The sequence below is a fragment of the Deinococcus soli (ex Cha et al. 2016) genome, from assembly GCF_001007995.1.
In the GTDB taxonomy this organism is placed as follows: domain Bacteria; phylum Deinococcota; class Deinococci; order Deinococcales; family Deinococcaceae; genus Deinococcus; species Deinococcus soli.
This window is the reverse complement of record NZ_CP011389.1, coordinates 1,937,501-1,954,392: the sequence shown is the minus strand read 5'-3', so window position 1 is coordinate 1,954,392 and position 16,892 is coordinate 1,937,501. Positions and strand designations below refer to the sequence as shown.

Sequence of the window (16,892 nt, the reverse complement as noted above, 5' to 3'; positions counted from 1 at the left end):
GGTCAGCCGCGCAGGGCGTAACCGACGCCACGCACCGTGCGGAGCAGGCCGTAGCCGTCGAGGTCACGCAGCTTGGCGCGCAGGTTGGCCATGTGGACGTCCACGACGTTGCTGCCCTCGGGCAGGCGACCCTGCCAGATGTCCTGCCCGATCTCGTGGCGGGAGTACACGCGCCCCGGCTGGCGGATCAGCAGGGCCAGGATGTCGAACTCCTTGGGCGAGAGGCGCAGCTCGTCACCCTTGAAGGTCACGAGGCGCTTTTGCGGGTCCAGGGTCAGGTCGCCCATGGTGAGGCTCTCGGTGGTGCGCTGGCGCAGCTGCACCTTCACGCGGGCGAGCAGTTCGTCCGGGTGGAAGGGCTTGATCAGGTAGTCGTCAGCGCCCAGGCCCAGCAGGCGCACCTTCTCGTCCACGGTGTCGCGGGCGGTGAGGACGATGATCGGCACGCTGCTGTTCTTGCGCAGGCGCTGCACGACGTCCCCGCCGTCGAAGTCCGGCAGGCCCAGGTCCAGGAGGATCAGGGTGGGCTGCTCCTCGCGGGCCTTGATCAGGCCGTTCATGGCAGAGTCGGCGTGGTCGACCTCGAAGCCGGCGTCGGTCAGGTCCATGCGCAGGACGTTGGCGATGTCCAGGTCGTCCTCGATGATGAGAATGCGTTGCGGGGTCACCGGACCATGATACCGCCGCGCGCGCGGTGGCCTTCATGATGTTTTCTTGATCTAGCCCCCTTGCACTTCCGGAAATGACCCGGTCGTCACTTGGTCACCCCTGCCGCCCTCATGCGGTGTGGTACGTTGAACGCACTTCGCCCCCCCGGACCGCCCCCGCGGCGGTTCACGACGGGCGACACAATCCACTCACTCAGGCCGCATTCACTGGCCCCGCCTTCTCTCACACCCTGCCCCGCAGGCAGGCCACCGGAGTCCCCATGAGCAACCCCAGCAAGGCCCCCCGCCCCGAGGGCGCGGCCCCACACCTCGAAGTCATCCCGCTCGGTGGGATGGGCGAGATCGGCAAGAACATCACCGCCTACCGTTACGAAGACGAGATCATGGTCGTCGACGCCGGGCTCGCGTTCCCCGAGAGCCACCAGATGGGCATCGACCTGATCATCCCCCGCATCGACTACCTGCAGCAGAACGCCGGGCTGATCAAGGGCTGGATCCTCACCCACGGGCACGAGGACCACATCGGCGGGCTGCCGTACATCCTGCCCCGGCTGCCGCGCGTGCCGGTGTACGGCGCGGGCCTGACCCTGGGCCTCGTGCGCGAGAAACTCTCCGAGTTCGGCATCAAGGACGGCGAGGTGGACCTGCGCGAGGTGGACCTCAGCGACAAGGTGAAGATCGGCACGCACTTCCAGGTCGAGTTCTTCCGCATGACCCACTCCATCCCCGACAACGCCGGGTACCTGCTCACCACCCCCGCCGGCGTCGTCATGCACACCGGGGACTTCAAGCTCGACGAGGAACCCAGCGACGGCAAGACCAGCGACCTCGCCCGCATCGAGCAGGCCGGGAAGGACGGCGTCACGCTGCTCCTCAGTGACTCCACGAACGCCGAACGTCAGGGCCGCACCGTCAGCGAGGCCGAGGTCGCCCGTAACCTCGAGACCCTCATCGCGGGCCTGAAGGGCCGCGTGTTCCTCACGACCTTCGCGTCGAACGTGCACCGCGTGCAGAACGTCATCAACATCGCCCACCGCCAGCGCCGCCGCGTGGTCATGGAAGGGCGCAGCATGATCAAGTACGCGCAGGTCGCCCAGACCCTGGGCTACATGGAACTGCCCGAACCGTTCCTGGCCAGCGACGAGGTCGGCGGGTTGCAGGACCAGCAGGTGCTGTACGTCTGCACGGGCAGCCAGGGCCAGCCCATGAGCGTCCTGTCCCGCTTGGCGTTCGGGAACCACGCCAAGATCGCGCTGCGCCGCGGCGACAGCGTCATCCTGAGCAGCAACCCCATCCCCGGCAACGAGGAAGCCGTGAACCTCGTCATCAACCGCCTGTACGAGATCGGCGTGGACGTCTACTACCCCCCGAACTACCGCGTACACGCCTCCGGGCACGGCAGCCAGGAGGAACTCGCGACCATCCTGAACCTCGCGCGGCCCAAGTACTTCCTGCCCTGGCACGGCGAACCCCGCCACCAGATCAACCACGCCCGCCTCGCGCAGACCCTGCCCCGCCCGCCCAAGCGCACCCTGATCGCCCGCAACGGTGACGTCATCCGCGTCAGCCAGGACGACTTCAAGGTCACGGGCACCGTGCCCGCCGGGGCCGTGTACGTGGACGGCCTGGGCGTCGGCGACATCGGCGACGACGTGCTGCTCGACCGCGTGAACATGAGCCAGGAAGGCATCCTGATCATGACCGCCGTCCTGCACCCCACCCCCCACGTCGAGATCGTCTCGCGCGGCTTCGTGCGCGCCAACCGCGAACTCGACGCGCAGATCCGCAAGGTCGCCCTGGACGCCATCGAACAGGGCCTGCGCGAAAAGAAACGCCTCGAGGACGTCCGCGACGACATGTACGGCGCCGTCCGCCGCTTCGTGCGCAAGGTCACCGGCCGCAACCCCGTCCTGATCCCCCTGATCGTCGACTGACCTGCCCGTCACTTCACGACCCGCACCCTGTACGATGCGGGTCATGTTCACATCCCGGGAACGCAAGGCGCCGCGCAATCGGACGCCCACGCCAGCTGTGCCGACACCAGCTGCACCGGCCAGCCGCCCTCCACTGGAAGTCGGGCGGCAGCTGCGGGACGCAGGCGCACGGGCCAAGGCGAGGCAGGCCCCCGCACTGGAGAGGTCGGCGCAGCCGCACTGGCGCGTGACGATCCTCCCCGGGCACGGGCACAGCCTGGGCACACACCAGAAAGCGCAGTTCGAGGCAGCGGTGTGGACGGGTGAACTCTCCAAGGAACGCAGGACCGATTGTCACTGGACACTGAAACGAGACAAAGGGGCCTCGTTCGAGACTGTGAAGAGCGGAACCGGCCATAAGTATCAGGTGGACGCCGGCCTGGCACCCGGTCAATACGTCATGGAATGCACGTTGGTGCAGACCGACAGTCCGCACCCATCCAAGCCTCATGCTGACGCGCTGGCTGTCGGCACGCGCCCACATCGGCTGGGTACCCCGCGTCTGCGCTTCCCACCACCCGAGGCCAGTGGCCAGAGAGACGCACACCAGCCAGGAACGAATGAGGCGCATTCATCAAACCCGTACGTGGGCGGCCCCTGGTACCGCTTCGACGAACGCGGGCCGGACGGGACGGTGCGCACCCAGGTGCAGGGCAGCGCCGAGCAGGCTGCGCAGGACAGCATGCCGGTCGGTGCCGCGCATGAAACGGTGGTGGCACGTGATGAGTATCAGTTCACGGTGTCCAGCGCAGAGGACTACACCCGCGCCCTCCTTGATCGCCACAAGGAAGAGCTGCCGCTGGGCTCGCTGGAAGAGGAATTACAGCTCTTACCAGAGCAGAACGCTGACAACGCAGCCTCCATCAGCCCCGATAAATCAGCCGTAGGTGCCAAGTCGGCCGCGTTACGCGACGCTGTCAATTTGCCCAATATTTTCCCGAAGATGGGCAACCCAGCCGACATGGGCAGCAGCCTGGCTGACAGTGACCGGAGCGTGACCCGGATCCACGCCGCCCTCAGCCAGAATGACGGCAAGGATGTGCACCTGCGCCTGTTCATGGCGACCATGATCCGCGGCACCGAGAGGTTCATCCGGATCGTAGAACTGCCGCCCATGAACACCCCGGAGGATGCCAACCGCGTCCGCGCGTACAACGGCCGCCCGTTCGAGAAACCGGACGACGTGTACGGGTCGTTCATGACGGCCATGCAGGAGTACGCCGAGAAGTGCCCACACGGGTTCGGAACGCTGCGGTTTGAGGTTGAGGGGCACGCGAACCTGTCGGGCACACTTCAGAAGGGAGCGTCCGAACTTGCTCTGGCGGCAGAGAACATCGATCAGCTGGCCGAAATCACGAAGTTGCTGGCCATGATTCCACCGATCTCCACACCGATGGGTATAGCGACTGTGCTGCTGTCGGCCGGGTCGGCCAGTCTGAAGGCTGCCGATCAGTACAACCGGGGCGAGGACAACACGGAGGCCGCGGCGGACGCGGTCGTGAGCCTGCTGGAATTCGGCGGGGGGCTCGCTCCCAAGGGCAGGGCCAAGGAGGTCCTGGAGGCATCGAAACGGTTGGTTGAGGGTACCAGGAATGCCGTGGGGGTCACGCAGGCCCTGGCGAATCACGAGAAGGTCGATCCCGGGAAGGGGCTGGCCATACTGAAAGATGCGCTGGCGTTCGGGCGGGTGGTGACCCCAGACGTGTTCGCGCCAGGCCACTACAGCGTGGGCACGCGGCGCGTGATCGTGCAGCTCAGTCATGCCTACCAGGTGGGCGAAAAGGTAGTCAAGTATGTGAATCTGCCCGAGGACCTGTCCCAGAAGTTCACGGAGCTGGCCAACACCGAGGGTCTGTCGGACAATGAGCGCCGGTTGCGGGCCGCGAAGCTGGTGGCGGACGCCCTCAAATAGGTGGGTCGGCGCACGGTGAGGTGAAGTCAGGGTTCGCCTACGTTCGCATTCCTGCGCCGTGCGATAATCGCTGCCATGAGCGTGATTCCCTACGTGATCGAACAGACCGGGCGCGGCGAGCGGATGTACGACATCTACTCCCGTCTGCTCAAGGACCGGATTATTTTCGTGGGCACGCCGATCGAGTCGCAGATGGCGAACACCATCGTGGCTCAGCTGCTGCTGCTGGACAGCCAGAACCCGGAGCAGGAGATCCAGATGTACATCAACTGCCCCGGCGGCGAGGTGTACGCGGGCCTGGCGATCTACGACACCATGCGCTACATCAAGGCGCCGGTCAGCACGATCTGCGTCGGGATCGCCATGAGCATGGGCAGCGTGCTGCTGATGGCCGGGGACAAGGGCAAGCGCATGGCGCTGCCGAACAGCCGGATCATGATTCACCAGGGGTCGGCGGGCTTCCGCGGGAACACCCCGGACCTGGAGGTGCAGGCCAAGGAGGTGCTGCACCTGCGCGACAAGCTGGTCAGCATCTACCACGAGCACACCAGCCTGCCGCACGACAAGCTGATGCGGGACATGGAACGCGACTACTTCATGTCGCCGGACGAGGCGATGAAGTACGGCCTGATCGACAGCGTGGTGGACCGCACGCGGGCGCAGGAGGGAATCGTATGACGAAGGGAGGGGACCGCTGCTCGTTCTGCGGGCGGCAGCATCCGCAGATCGCGCAGCTGATCGAGGCGCCGGGCCGCGCGGCGTTCATCTGCAACGAGTGCACCGAGCGGGCGCATGAGCTGGTCAAGCAAAACCGCACGAAGGGCGGCGCGGAGTTCAGCCTGGACGAGCTGCCCACCCCGCGCGAGATCAAGGCGTACCTCGACGAGTTCGTGATCGGTCAGGACGAGGCGAAGAAGGCGCTGGCGGTGGCGGTCGTAAGTCACTACCAGCGGCTGGCGCATCCGGACGTGAACCTGCAGAAGAGCAACATCCTCCTGATCGGACCGACCGGGACCGGGAAGACGCTGCTGGCGTCCAGCCTCGCGGAGATGCTGGAGGTGCCCTTCGCGATTGCCGACGCGACCACCCTGACGGAAGCCGGGTACGTGGGGGACGACGTGGAGAACGTCATCGTGCGTCTGCTGCAGGCCGCCGAGTACGACGTGGCGGCCGCCGAGCGCGGGATCATCTACATCGACGAGATCGACAAGATCGCCCGCAAGTCCGAGGGCACCAGCATCACCCGTGACGTGTCCGGTGAGGGCGTGCAGCAGGCGCTGCTGAAGATCATCGAGGGCACGGTCGCGCAGGTGCCGCCGCAGGGGGGCCGCAAGCACCCGCAGCAGGAGCTCGTGCAGGTGAACACGAAGAACATCCTGTTCATCGTGGGCGGCGCGTTCGACGGCATCGCGGACATCGGCCGCAGCCGCACGAACGTGCGCGCAGTGGGCTTCGGCGCCGAGCACAAGGGCGACGAGAAGGAAGAATTGCGCTTCCTGCCGGAGGATCTCGTGAAGTTCGGGCTGATCCCGGAGTTCGTGGGGCGTCTGCCGCTGGTGGTGCAGCTTCAGGATCTGGACGAGGAGGCGCTGGTGCGCATCCTGACCGAGCCACAGGGCGCGATCGCGTCGCAGTACCAGGCGCTGTTCGGCTTCCAGGACGTGGACCTGAGCTTCACGGACGAGGCGCTGCGCGAGGTGGCGCGCCGCGCCCGGGAGCGCAAGACCGGGGCGCGCGGACTGCGGGCGGTGCTGGAGAAGGCCATGACGGACCTGCTGTTCGAGCTGCCGGTGGAGGGCCTGAAGGAGCTGCGCTTCGACGCGGTGCATATCGACACCCCGATGGAGCTGCTTGAGTCTAAGGGACTCAAGAAGTCTGCCTGAGCATAGCGATTGAGGTTACAGCACGCCCCCGCACCAGTCCCTACACTCTGTGGACACCGTGCGGGGGTGTCTCTCTCATGACCCTCCGCGATACACTCAAGTATTCCCGCGCCCAGCGCGCGGCCGTTAAGGAGCAAGCATGATCTGGGAACTTCCCGTCGTCGCACTGAGAAATATCGTGATCCTGCCCGGCGTCACCATGAACGTCGACGTGGGCCGCCCCAAGAGCAAACGCGCCGTCGACGAGGCCCAGGCCAGCGACCGCCGCGTGCTGCTGCTCACCCAGCGGGACGCCCGCACCGACGACCCCACCCGCGCCGAACTGTATGAGATGGGCGTCCTGGCCGTCATCAAGCAGGTCGTGCGTATGCCCGACAACACCTACCAGGTGCTCATCGAGGCGCAGGAACGCGCCGCCGTGCTCGACGAGGTCCCCAGCGCCTACCTGCGCGTGCGCGCCGAGACCCGCCCCGCCCCCGCCGACGACAGCCGCGAGATTCCCGTGCTGATCGGCGAGATCAAGTCGGCCTTCGAGGAGTACCAGCGCCAGAACAAGAACCTGCGCCTGGACAACTACCAGCTCGAGGGCATCAAGGCCCTGACGGACGGCGGCGCGCTGGCCGATCAGGTCGCGCACCACGCCACCTGGACGCCCGAGGAGAAGCAGGAGATCCTGGCGGCCGTGGGCCTGCGCGAGCGGCTGGAGGCGACCCTGAAGTTCCTGTCGCGCGACACCGAGCGCTTCAACATGGACAAGAAGATCGCGGGGCGCGTCAAGGAGCAGATGGACGCCAACCAGCGCGAGTACTACCTGCGCGAGCAGATGAAGGCCATCGGCAAGGAACTCGGCGGCGGCGAGGACGGCCCGGCCGAGGTGGAGGCGCTGCGCGAGAAGATTGAGGCCGCCGGGATGCCCGACAGCGTCAAGGAGAAGGCCCTCAAGGAGTTGACGCGCCTGGAACGCACCCCCGGCGGCAGCCCCGAGAGCACCGTCGTGCGCAACTACATCGACTGGCTCGTTGACGTGCCCTGGAGCAAGCGCGACGAGGAGATCCTCGACATCGCCCGCACCCGCGAGATCCTCGACGCCGACCACTACGCGCTCGGTGACGTCAAGGACCGCATCCTGGAATTCCTGGCCGTGCGTCAGCTGACCCACAAGCCCGGCGAGACCGAGGAGGCCCGCAAGGAGCGCACCGCTGAGGAGCGCACCGATGACGCCGAGCTGCGCGCCCCGATCCTGGTCCTCGTGGGCCCTCCCGGGGTCGGCAAGACCAGCCTGGGCAAGAGCATCGCCCGTTCTCTCAACCGCAAGTTCGTGCGCATGGCGCTGGGCGGCGTGCGCGACGAGGCCGAGATCCGCGGCCACCGCCGCACGTACATCGGCTCGATGCCGGGCCGGATCATCCAGGCGATGAAGAACGCGGGCGTCACGAATCCCGTGATTCTGCTGGACGAGATCGACAAGATGAGCAGCGACTGGCGCGGCGACCCCTCAAGCGCCATGCTGGAAGTCCTCGACCCCGAGCAGAACCACACCTTCCAGGACCACTACCTGGAAGTGCCGTACGACCTGTCCCAGGTCATGTTCATCACGACTGCCAACAGCCTCCAGACCATCCCCCGGCCCCTGCTGGACCGCATGGAGATCATCAACATCCCCGGCTACACCCAGGTCGAGAAGGTCGAGATCGCCAGGCGCTACCGCGTGCCCCGGCAGATCAAGGCGCACGGCCTGACCGGCCGCCTGGAGATCACGGACGCCGCGCTGAACCGCATCGTCGAGGAGTACACCGCCGAGAGCGGCGTGCGCAACCTGGACCGTCAGGTGAGCAAGCTGGCCCGCAAGGCCGCGCGTGAACTGCTGGAGCAGCCCTGGGACGGCCTGAAGGTCATCGACGCCGCGCAGGTGCCCGACTACCTGGGCGTGCCGCTACACCGCCCCGACAAGATGGAGAAAGAACCCCAGGTGGGCGTCGCGCAGGGCCTCGCCTGGACCAGCGTGGGCGGCACCATGCTGCTCGTGGAGGCCCTGGCCACGCCCGGCAGCGGCAAGATCGTCATGACTGGCTCGCTGGGCGACGTCATGAAGGAGAGCGTCGGCGCGGCCATCGCGTACCTGCGCGCCCACGCGGCCGAGTACGGCGCGGACCCCGAGTTCCACAAGACCATGGACCTGCACGTGCACTTCCCGGACGGCGCCACGCCCAAGGACGGCCCCAGCGCGGGCATCACGATCGCCACGGCCGTGATCAGCGCCATCACGGCTCGCCCGGTCCGGATGGACGTCGCCATGACCGGCGAGATCAGCCTGCGCGGCCGCGTGCTGCCCATCGGCGGCGTGAAGGAGAAGCTGCTGGCCGCGCACCAGGGCGGCATCCGCGAGGTGATCGTGCCCAAGGACAACGAGCCGAACTTGCAGGACGTGCCCGAGAGCATCCGCGGCGAGCTGCGCATCCACACCTTCGAGCGGGTGGGTCAGGTGCTGGACCTGTTGCTGCTGCCCAAGCCGCAGGACGACAAGGGCAACATCCCGGTTCCCCTGAGCAAGAGCGCCACGCAGCCCGGCGCGTAAGGGCAGGCAGAGAGGAGCGGCGATCGGGGGCAGTCCCTGATCGCCGCTTCCTCTTTCTCGCCGGACGTCACGGCACGCGGAGCGTCTTGCAGGTCTCGGTGGGGGTGCCCGGGGCGGGCGCGTCGCGAGAAACCACGACCTCTTCGGACGTGCCCACCCAGCCTCGGCAGCGGGCGAGTTCCCGCAGGCGTTCGGGGGTCCGCGCGGCCTGCACGGCGTCCTGTAGTTCCTGCACGTCGCGTTCCAGGGTCTGGATGCGGGCGCGGGTGTCCTGGGTGTCGCGGCTCCAGGTGGTCGTGCGGTACAGGCTGTTGCCCAGCTGGAAGGTCAGCTGCACGATGCCCAGGCCCAGGAGGACGCTGGCGAGGATCATGCTCAGCGGCAGGCGTTGCAGGCGCCGCCACCAGTCGCGCCGTGGCGGTGGTGGGGGGGGCAGGTCGGTCACGCCGCGCAGCATAGAGCATTTGTCATGAAAGCAGTGTTGTCAGGGCCGAGCGAAGCGAGTGAATTTTACCGAGCAGGACGGACTGGAACAGCTGAGAAGCAGAGAATGGAGGCATCAGAACGACAGACTTTTGATGCCGTAATTCGGAGCCCTGCTCCCGCGCCCGTGCGTGACGGGCGCGTGGGGAGGTCGCGGTGGCGGGCGGGTCTACACTGGTCCGCATGAGTGAGACTTCTGCCGCCCCTGCCGCCTCGCGTTTCCCGGCGCTGAACTGGGGGGACGCGAGCCGCAGCGTCATCCAGCTGCGTTACGGGGATCTGGACGCCATGGGGCACGTGAACAACGCCCGCTACGCGGAATTCCTGGAAGTGGGTCGCATGGGCCTGTCGCGCGAGGTGGGTGGGCAGGCCGATGACCGCTCGGTCCTGGCGCGCCTGGAGATCGATTACGTGCGGGACATCCGTCAGGGGCAGGAGGTGGCGGTGGACACGCTGGTCGAGCGGGTGGGCCGCACGAGCTGGACGAGTGTCGCGCTGATCCTGGCAGACGGGGTGCCGTGCGCGTTCGCGCGGTCCGTGCAGGTCCGCGTGGACGAGCAGGGGGTGCCGCGCGCGCTGCCGGAGGACTTCGCGTCGCGTGTCGCGCACCGGAGCGTGCGCTGATGGCCACGTTCGAGGACCGGGTGCTGTACCAGGGGGACCCGTGGGTGCGGGTGGACACCCTGCCGCGCCTCCTGGCCGAGGGCTGGCGGCGCACGCTCATGGAGGGGGGCGTGGTGAGCGTGGTGCGCACACCCTTCCAGTGGTCGATGGGCAGTCCCGTGATCGAAATCGAGACGGGCGGGTACATGGGCGACGTGGGCCTGTACGTGCCGGAGGTGCAGTTGCCCGAGGCGCTGGTCCTGCTGGGCTTCGATGAAGAGGAGGAGGCTGGGGCGGAGTCCGGGTCGAGCGGGGCGGAGGCCACCCGTGCAGAGGACGCCGGGCCGGGCGGCGGTCAGGCGGGGTAGATTGCAGGGGCAGAGTGTCACCTGTCCGGACGCGCGGCCCGGCGCCGGGGCGAGCTGTCGCTCCCCGGTTCACCCCGTGGTGAGCCCCGGGCGAGGCTGGAAGCGCTCCCGCCTCCCGCGCGCTGTTTTTCCCCGCTTTCATTTCCTTCGGAGTTCCCATGACCAACCTGACTGAACCCCTGAGCATCGGCATCGACGTGGGCGGCACCAAGATCGCCAGTGGCGTCCTGCGCGGCGACGAACTGCTGAGCGCCCACGTGATCCCTACCCCGGACACCGGCTGGGAGAGCGTCCTGGACGCCATCGCGGGCGACGTGCGCCGCCTGCAGGAGCGCCACCCGGACGCCCGCCTGATCGGCGTGGGCATCCCCGGCCCACTGAACGCGGACCGCACCCGCGTGAAGTTCGCGCCGAACATCTACGGCTTCACCGACGTGCCCATGGTGGACGGTCTGCGGGACCGCCTGGGGCAGCGCGTGGTGCTGGAGAACGACGCCAAGGCCGCCGCGCTGGCCGAGGCGCACCTGGGCGCGGCGCGCGGCGCCGAGAGCAGCATCTACGTGACGGTCAGCACCGGCATCGGCAGCGGCATCGTCCTGAACGGCCGCATCTGGCGCGGCCGCCACGGCATCGCCGGGGAGATCGGGCACATCACGGCCCTCCCGGGCGGCCCGGTGAGCGGCGCGGGCCTGGACGGCGCGCTGGAGGCCGTCGCGAGCGGCACGGCCATCGCGCGGGACGCCAGCTTCGCCCTGAACCGCGACGTGAGCACCGCCGAGGCCTTCCAGCTGGCGCAGCAGGGCCACCCGGCCGCGCGGCGCGTGGTGGGTCAGGCGCTGCGGTACATCGGCATCGCGCTGGCGGACCTGCAGAAGACCATCGACCCGGAGGTCTTCGTGATCGGTGGGGGCGTGGCCAGCGTCGGGGATTACTTCTTCCACGGCGTGCAGGCCGCCGCGGACGAGTACGCGCAGGGCTTCGCGCCCGTCACGATCCGCCGCGCGCAGCTCGCCGGCAATGCGGGCGTGATCGGCGCGGCCCTCGCCGCCCGGCACGGGTAACGCCACACGGGTCACGCCACAGGGCGGGGCCGCCGGACTGTTCATGTCCGGCGGCCCTGCCTCTCTCGCGTTACGGGACGTCGTCCAGGTCGAGTTCCGGGACGTTCCCGACCGGCAGCTGCACGTGCGCGGTGGTGCCCTGACCGACCTCGCTGTCGAGCCAGATGCGGCCGCCGTGGGCGTCCACGATGCCGCGCGCGATGCTCAGGCCCAGGCCCGCGCCGCCTTGGTCGCGGCTGCGGCTGTCCTCCAGGCGGTAGAAGCGGTCGAACAGGCGTTCCAGCTGATCCTCGGGGATGCCGGGCCCGTCGTCCTGCACGCTCAGGCGGACCTCCGCGCCGACGCGTTCGCTGCGCAGCGTGACGGTCTGCGCTCCGGCCTTCAGGGCGTTGCTGACCAGGTTGATGAGCACCTGCTTCAGGCGGTCGGCGTCCGCCTCGAAGGTGACGTCCTCGCCGGTGCTGGTCAGGGTGGTGTGCTGCGCCTGCGCCAGCGGCGCGAGTTCCCGCACGATGTCGGACAGCAGCAGCGCCGAGAACACCGGGCCGCGCTGCAGCGTCAGGGCGCCGCTGTCGGACCGGGCGAGTTGCAACAGGCTGGCGATCAGGTTGGTCAGGCGTTCGGATTCGCTCTGGATGATCTTCAGACTCTCCTGCTGCTGCCCGGTGGGGTTGGTGCGGCGCAGCAGGTAACTGGCGTGCCCGCTGATGGCCGTGACGGGCGTGCGCAGTTCGTGGCTGGCGTCGCTGGTGAAGCGGCGCTGCGCCTCGAAGCTGCCCTCCAGGCGGCCCAGCATGGCGTTCAGCGCGGTCGCCAGGGACTCGACCTCATCGCCGGTCTGCGGGACGGGGACGCGTTCGGTGAGGTTCTGCCCGCCGATGCGCTCGGCGGCCCGCTGGACGCGCCTGAGGGGCAGCAGCGCCTGCCCGGCCAGCAGGTACGCGCCGGTCCCGGCGGTGGCCAGCCCGGTCAGGAACAGCAGCATGACCACCTGCCGCAGATCGTCCAGGGTCTTCTGCACGGTGCCGAGGCTGCGGGCCACGTACACGATGCCCAGGGGGGGGTCGCTCTCGAAGCCGCTGAGGCCCACCTCGCGGCGGGGTTCGCTATTCGTGAGGGGCCCCAGGACGACCAGCAGGCGCATCAGGGTGGGTTCACGGTTGGGCGCGTCGGCAATCAGGCGGTTGAGATGCAGTCGCCCGTCGGTCGCGTTGATCAGCGCCTCCAGTTCCCGGTCGGTCAGGGTGATGGGCCGCTGGATGTCCACGGCCAGCGAGCGGCGCGAGGTGCCACGCAGCCCCGCGAGGTACGCGAACAGCTCGCGTTTCTCCTGTGCGGTCCGGGCGACCTTCAGGTCGTCGATGAGGGTCTGGCGGGTATAGAACGACAGGTCCTCGACCGCCACGCTGGAGTTCGGGAAATAGTAGCGGGCGAGCAGTTTCGCCTGCCCGATCTGGCTGACAAGACTGCTCTGCTCGCTGAACTGCTCCGCCTGGAGCCGCTGGGCCCTGAGCTGCTGCTGGTCGGTGGGCAGGCGCGCGGTCTCGTCGGCCGCTCCGATGGGCCGCACGAGGTACGTCACGAACTGCTTGTACGTGTTCTGAAGTTCCGTGTCGATCCCGCCGATCAGGTTCACGCGCATCATGTACAGCGTGATGACGCCCACCCCGGTCAGCAGGAAGGCCAGCAGCGCCGTGTAGAACAGCGTGAGGCGCCAGCGCAGCGTCATGCAGGGCTCCGGGAAGGCAGGCCGCTCATACGCGACAGTCTAGAGGCCCGCCCCATGAGAGCGGCGGCGGTCACTCCTCGCGCAGGACGTACCCGACGCCGCGCACGGTGTGGATCAGGCGGCGCTCCCCGCCCTCCTCGAGCTTGCGGCGCAGGTAACCGATGTACACGTCCACGACGTTGCTGCCGCCGGTGTACTCGGGCCAGACCTTCTCCTCGATCTCGAAGCGGGAGAACACCTTGCCGGGGTTGCGGGCGAGCAGTTCGAGCAGTTCGAATTCCTTGGCGGACAGTTCCACGCGGCGCCCACCGCGGAAGATCTCGCGCCCGTCGAGGTTCATGACCAGATCGGCCACGCGGACCTCGCCGGTCACGGCCGGGTTCACGCGGCGCAGGTGGGCGCGCACGCGGGCGAGCAGTTCCTCGATGGAGAACGGCTTGATCAGGTAGTCGTCCGCGCCGGAGTCCAGGCCCTCGACCTTGTCCTGGATGCCGTCCTTGGCGGTCAGGATGATGATCGGGGTGTTGCTGGTCTTGCGGATGCGCCGCGCGACTTCCAGGCCGTCCAGAACGGGAAGCATCAGGTCCAGGATGACGAGGTCGGGGTTGACTTCACGGAATTTGGAGAGGCCGGTCACGCCGTCGAAGGCGACTTCGGTGGCGTATCCTTCGGCCGCGAGTTCGAGTTCGATGAACCGGGCGATGTCTTTCTCATCCTCGATGACTAAAACCAGGGGCTTGCGTTCCATGCCCGCAGTCTATGGAGCGTTCTCATGAGAAGGCCGCCTCGGCGCTTAATCAACTTTCATGCGCGTGCCCGCCGCTGCCGGGGCCAGCAGGCGGTGCGCGCGGCAGTCGTCCCCGAATCCCCGCAGGTCCAGCGGCGGACACAGTTCACTCACGAGCGCCGGTGCGAGACGCAGAACCTCGTCGCATACGAGCGTCTGGCCGGCCTGCGCGGCGTCGCACAGGCGGCGGGAATAGTTCACGGGCAGACCGTAGGCGCTCATCTGGCCACCCACGACGCCCATCAGGACGTCCCCGGCGGAGATCCCGGCGCGCACACGCAGCGTCTGGCCCAGCCGCGCGGCCAGTGTGAGGCGCGCAGCGCGCCCGTGGGACTCCTGCGCGGCGGCGCAGGCGTGCGCGGCCTGCGCGGCGGGCCACCAGGCCAGCACGGCGTCACCTTGGTGTTGTAGGACCTGCCCGCCGCGCGCTTCGAGGGTCAGGATCATGACCTGCACGAATTCAGCCATCAGCGCGGTGTAGTTGCCCAGCGGCAGGTGACGTGCCAGACGTGTGCTGCCCACCAGATCGACCAGCACCATGCAGGCCGGGGTGGCTTGGTCCTGGGGACCGGGGAGGGGAAGCAGCGACTCGTTCATGGAGGTGCTTTCATCATGAATGAGCATGAGGGGAAAGGGAAGCTTTTTTCATTTCAACGTTAAAGTGACTTGTTGCGATAAATTCCCCATTCCGTCACCCAAGTGGATACAGAGGCCTGCCATTCGCCAACAGGTCTGAACCACCCGCCCCTCAGGGCGCCATGAACCCGTGCAGTGGCGGCACCGTGCGGAACACCACCCAGTCGCCCGGCTGCACCCCCGGCAGCGGCCCGAACGCGCCCAGTACCAGCGGCAGCCGCGCCCGCACCACCACCACCTGCCGCCCCACCGACAGCACCACCCCACGGCCCTCCACGCCGGAGACCCCAAGCGCGTGCAGCTGCTCCCGCAGTTCTTCCTGCGCCGTCAGGAGCCGCAGCCCCGCAGGTTCCAGCACGCCGTGCACCACCAGCCGCGCCGCGCCGGGCGCCGCCGCGTACGGCCCGCTGCGGTCAAACAGGTACAGTACCCGGCCTGCCACCCCGAACTCCAGCAGCGGACTGCCCTCCCGCGACGGGTACAGTGTGCCCTCGGCGGCGAACTCGGCGTACCGCGCCGCGAACTCCCGCTCCGAGGTCTCCAGGGTCACGCCCGCCCGCGCCGCTTCCGTCATGCGCGCCAGTCTAGCGTTCGGCCGCGCCCGACGCGGCCCGCGCCTCCAGCACCTCCAGATCTGGGCGCGCGGCACCCGCCGCGTCCAGCAGCGCGTCCGACCGCTCCAGCGCGAAGGTCCCCTCGACCTCGCGCTGCACGTGAATCAGGCTCAGGCCGTGCAGGCGCTCCAGCCGCGCCCACGCCACACTCCCGGCCGCCTGCGCGTCGCGGGCGCGGGCCAGCAGCACCGCCGCCCAGCGCTCGTCGCCGTCCACGAAGGCCCGCGCGGCGTCCAGCGGTACCCAGTCCAGGCTCTCCTGCCCCGCCGGGAGGTCAGGTGCGCTCAGGTCAGGGTGCGCCACGCCACGTCCACCACCACACCGGCCAGCATGGTCAGCGCCAGCCACATGTTCGCGTCGAAGAACGCCACGTTCACCCGCGCCAGATCCCCTGGATTCACGATCCGGTGCTCGAACAGCAGGATGCCGCCCATCACCAGCGCCGCGAGGTAATACCAGAAGCTCGCGCCCGTCACCACCCCCACCAGCAGCAGCAGCGCGAACGTCAGCGCGTGACTGGCCGCCGCGATGCGCAGCGCGCGGGGAATCCCGAACCGAGCCGGAATACTCCGGATGCCGTTCGCCACGTCGAAGTCGCGGTCCATCGTCGCGTAGATCACGTCCAGGCCGATCATCCAGAAGATCACGACCGCCCACAGCACCCACGTGCCCGGCGCGAACTCCCCCGTCACCGCGATCCAGCCTCCGGCCGCCGCCGCGCCGTCCGTGACGCCCAGCCACGCGTGGCACAGCCACGTGAAACGCTTCGTGTACGGGTAGCCGATCAGGAATACCACCGCCAGCGGCAGCAGCGCCAGGCACAGCGGGTTCAGCTGCGCCGCCGCGAACGCCATGACCACCAGACTCACCACCACCAGCGCCCACGCCTGCGCCGGACTGACCTTCCCGCTCGGCACCTCCCGCCCCGCCGTGCGCGGATTGCGCGCATCGATGAACCGGTCGATCACGCGGTTCGCCCCCATCGCCGCGGTGCGCGCCGCCGCCATCGCCACCGTCACCCACACCAGCACGTGCCACCCCGGCCAGCCCGTCCCGCTGGCCTGCATGCTCGCCAGCAGCATGCCCGCGTACGCGAAGGGCAGGGCGAACACCGTGTGTTCGAACTTCACCAGATCCAGGAACGTCTTCACGCGCACGCCACTCATCAGTCACGCAGCATACGCCCCACACCCACACAACACCCCCTCCCGGCGCGCAATGTCTGCTATAGTTCACGACGCGCGTTCGACGGGGAAGCAGGTGACGAGGCGTAGCGCAGGCCGGTAGCGCACTTGGTTTGGGACCAAGGGGTCGCAGGTTCGAATCCTGTCGCCTCGACCATCCCCCCGACGACACGACGCACCCAGCGGGATTGGTGTAGTGGTAGCACAGCAGCCTTCCAAGCTTCTGGCCTCGGTTCGAATCCGTGATCCCGCTCCAGGAAGGCTCCCCCACCCGGGAGCCCTTTTTCATGCGCCCTTAGCTCAGCTGGATAGAGCAACCGCCTTCTAAGCGGTCGGTCGTAGGTTCGAGTCCTACAGGGCGCGCCACGCGGCACCCTCCCCCTTCACCGGGCGGAGGGTGCGCTGCATGACTGGAA

The 16,892-nt window shown here is 68.2% G+C and carries 16 protein-coding genes and 3 tRNA genes; 11 read left to right on the top strand and 8 right to left on the bottom strand.

The features are described from left to right. Positions 1 to 2: 2 nt before the first annotated feature. The gene (locus tag SY84_RS09715; RefSeq protein ID WP_081424562.1) at positions 3 to 668 is read right to left on the bottom strand and encodes a response regulator transcription factor; all 666 of its coding nucleotides are present in this window, start codon (positions 666 to 668) and stop codon (positions 3 to 5) included. 260 nt (positions 669 to 928) lie between these two features. Between SY84_RS09715 and SY84_RS09710 the strand changes: the two genes are divergently transcribed. From SY84_RS09710 to lon, 5 genes are all read left to right on the top strand, one after another. Next, positions 929 to 2,602, top strand: a complete 1,674-nt coding sequence (locus SY84_RS09710) for a ribonuclease J (protein WP_046843842.1) — start codon at positions 929 to 931, stop codon at positions 2,600 to 2,602. 226 nt (positions 2,603 to 2,828) lie between these two features. Continuing rightward, positions 2,829 to 4,553: a hypothetical protein gene (locus SY84_RS09705; protein ID WP_157882949.1), complete on the top strand. Its 1,725-nt coding sequence runs from the start codon at positions 2,829 to 2,831 to the stop codon at positions 4,551 to 4,553. A 66-nt stretch (positions 4,554 to 4,619) separates the two neighbouring features. Beyond that, positions 4,620 to 5,231, top strand: a complete 612-nt coding sequence (gene clpP, locus SY84_RS09700; RefSeq protein WP_157883080.1) for an ATP-dependent Clp protease proteolytic subunit — start codon at positions 4,620 to 4,622, stop codon at positions 5,229 to 5,231. Next, positions 5,228 to 6,436: an ATP-dependent Clp protease ATP-binding subunit ClpX gene (gene clpX / locus SY84_RS09695; RefSeq protein ID WP_046843839.1), complete on the top strand. Its 1,209-nt coding sequence runs from the start codon at positions 5,228 to 5,230 to the stop codon at positions 6,434 to 6,436. The genes clpP and clpX overlap by 4 nt, the downstream gene beginning before the upstream one ends. A 139-nt stretch (positions 6,437 to 6,575) precedes the next feature. Further along, a complete protein-coding gene (gene lon / locus SY84_RS09690) occupies positions 6,576 to 9,011 on the top strand; it encodes an endopeptidase La (RefSeq protein WP_046843838.1) in 2,436 nt (811 codons plus the stop codon). 67 nt (positions 9,012 to 9,078) lie between these two features. Here the strand turns inward: lon and SY84_RS09685 are convergent, their stop codons facing one another. Next, on the bottom strand, positions 9,079 to 9,456 hold the full coding sequence (locus tag SY84_RS09685) for a cell division protein FtsB (protein ID WP_245621310.1): 378 nt from the start codon (positions 9,454 to 9,456) through the stop codon (positions 9,079 to 9,081). Positions 9,457 to 9,677: 221 nt separating this feature from the next. Between SY84_RS09685 and SY84_RS09680 the strand changes: the two genes are divergently transcribed. The 3 genes from SY84_RS09680 (at position 9,678) to SY84_RS09670 (ending at position 11,526) form a co-directional block, all read left to right on the top strand. Further along, positions 9,678 to 10,118: an acyl-CoA thioesterase gene (locus tag SY84_RS09680; protein WP_046843836.1), complete on the top strand. Its 441-nt coding sequence runs from the start codon at positions 9,678 to 9,680 to the stop codon at positions 10,116 to 10,118. Continuing rightward, entirely contained in the window at positions 10,118 to 10,465 is a 348-nt protein-coding gene (locus tag SY84_RS09675) for a hypothetical protein (RefSeq protein WP_157882948.1), read from the top strand. The genes SY84_RS09680 and SY84_RS09675 overlap by 1 nt, the downstream gene beginning before the upstream one ends. Before the next feature lie 158 nt (positions 10,466 to 10,623). Continuing rightward, the gene (locus SY84_RS09670; RefSeq protein WP_046843835.1) at positions 10,624 to 11,526 is read left to right on the top strand and encodes an ROK family protein; all 903 of its coding nucleotides are present in this window, start codon (positions 10,624 to 10,626) and stop codon (positions 11,524 to 11,526) included. A gap of 70 nt (positions 11,527 to 11,596) precedes the next feature. Here SY84_RS09670 and SY84_RS09665 read toward each other — a convergent pair whose 3' ends face one another. From SY84_RS09665 to mqnP, 6 genes are all read right to left on the bottom strand, one after another. After that, positions 11,597 to 13,255, bottom strand: coding sequence for a sensor histidine kinase (locus SY84_RS09665; protein WP_046843834.1), 1,659 nt, complete (start codon positions 13,253 to 13,255; stop codon positions 11,597 to 11,599). A gap of 70 nt (positions 13,256 to 13,325) precedes the next feature. Beyond that, positions 13,326 to 14,003 carry a response regulator transcription factor gene (locus SY84_RS09660; protein ID WP_010887388.1) on the bottom strand — a complete coding sequence of 226 codons (678 nt, stop codon included), beginning with the start codon at positions 14,001 to 14,003 and terminating at the stop codon, positions 13,326 to 13,328. Positions 14,004 to 14,048: 45 nt separating this feature from the next. Next, positions 14,049 to 14,666 (bottom strand): adenylate/guanylate cyclase domain-containing protein, encoded by a 618-nt coding sequence (locus tag SY84_RS09655; protein ID WP_245621309.1) that lies wholly within the window; start codon positions 14,664 to 14,666, stop codon positions 14,049 to 14,051. Between the two features lie 124 nt (positions 14,667 to 14,790). Continuing rightward, positions 14,791 to 15,252 carry a hypothetical protein gene (locus SY84_RS09650; RefSeq protein ID WP_046843833.1) on the bottom strand — a complete coding sequence of 154 codons (462 nt, stop codon included), beginning with the start codon at positions 15,250 to 15,252 and terminating at the stop codon, positions 14,791 to 14,793. Between the two features lie 10 nt (positions 15,253 to 15,262). After that, the gene (locus SY84_RS09645; protein ID WP_081424561.1) at positions 15,263 to 15,595 is read right to left on the bottom strand and encodes a hypothetical protein; all 333 of its coding nucleotides are present in this window, start codon (positions 15,593 to 15,595) and stop codon (positions 15,263 to 15,265) included. Continuing rightward, positions 15,577 to 16,458 (bottom strand): menaquinone biosynthesis prenyltransferase MqnP, encoded by an 882-nt coding sequence (gene mqnP, locus SY84_RS09640; protein WP_046843832.1) that lies wholly within the window; start codon positions 16,456 to 16,458, stop codon positions 15,577 to 15,579. The genes SY84_RS09645 and mqnP overlap by 19 nt, the downstream gene beginning before the upstream one ends. 98 nt (positions 16,459 to 16,556) lie before the next feature. On the opposite strand from mqnP, the gene SY84_RS09635 reads away from it, so the two are divergent. From SY84_RS09635 to SY84_RS09625, 3 genes are all read left to right on the top strand, one after another. Further along, positions 16,557 to 16,633, top strand: a tRNA-Pro gene (locus tag SY84_RS09635). A gap of 25 nt (positions 16,634 to 16,658) precedes the next feature. Then, positions 16,659 to 16,732 (top strand) — tRNA-Gly (locus tag SY84_RS09630). Between the two features lie 33 nt (positions 16,733 to 16,765). Further along, positions 16,766 to 16,842: transfer RNA gene (locus SY84_RS09625), tRNA-Arg, on the top strand. Positions 16,843 to 16,892 lie beyond the last annotated feature (50 nt).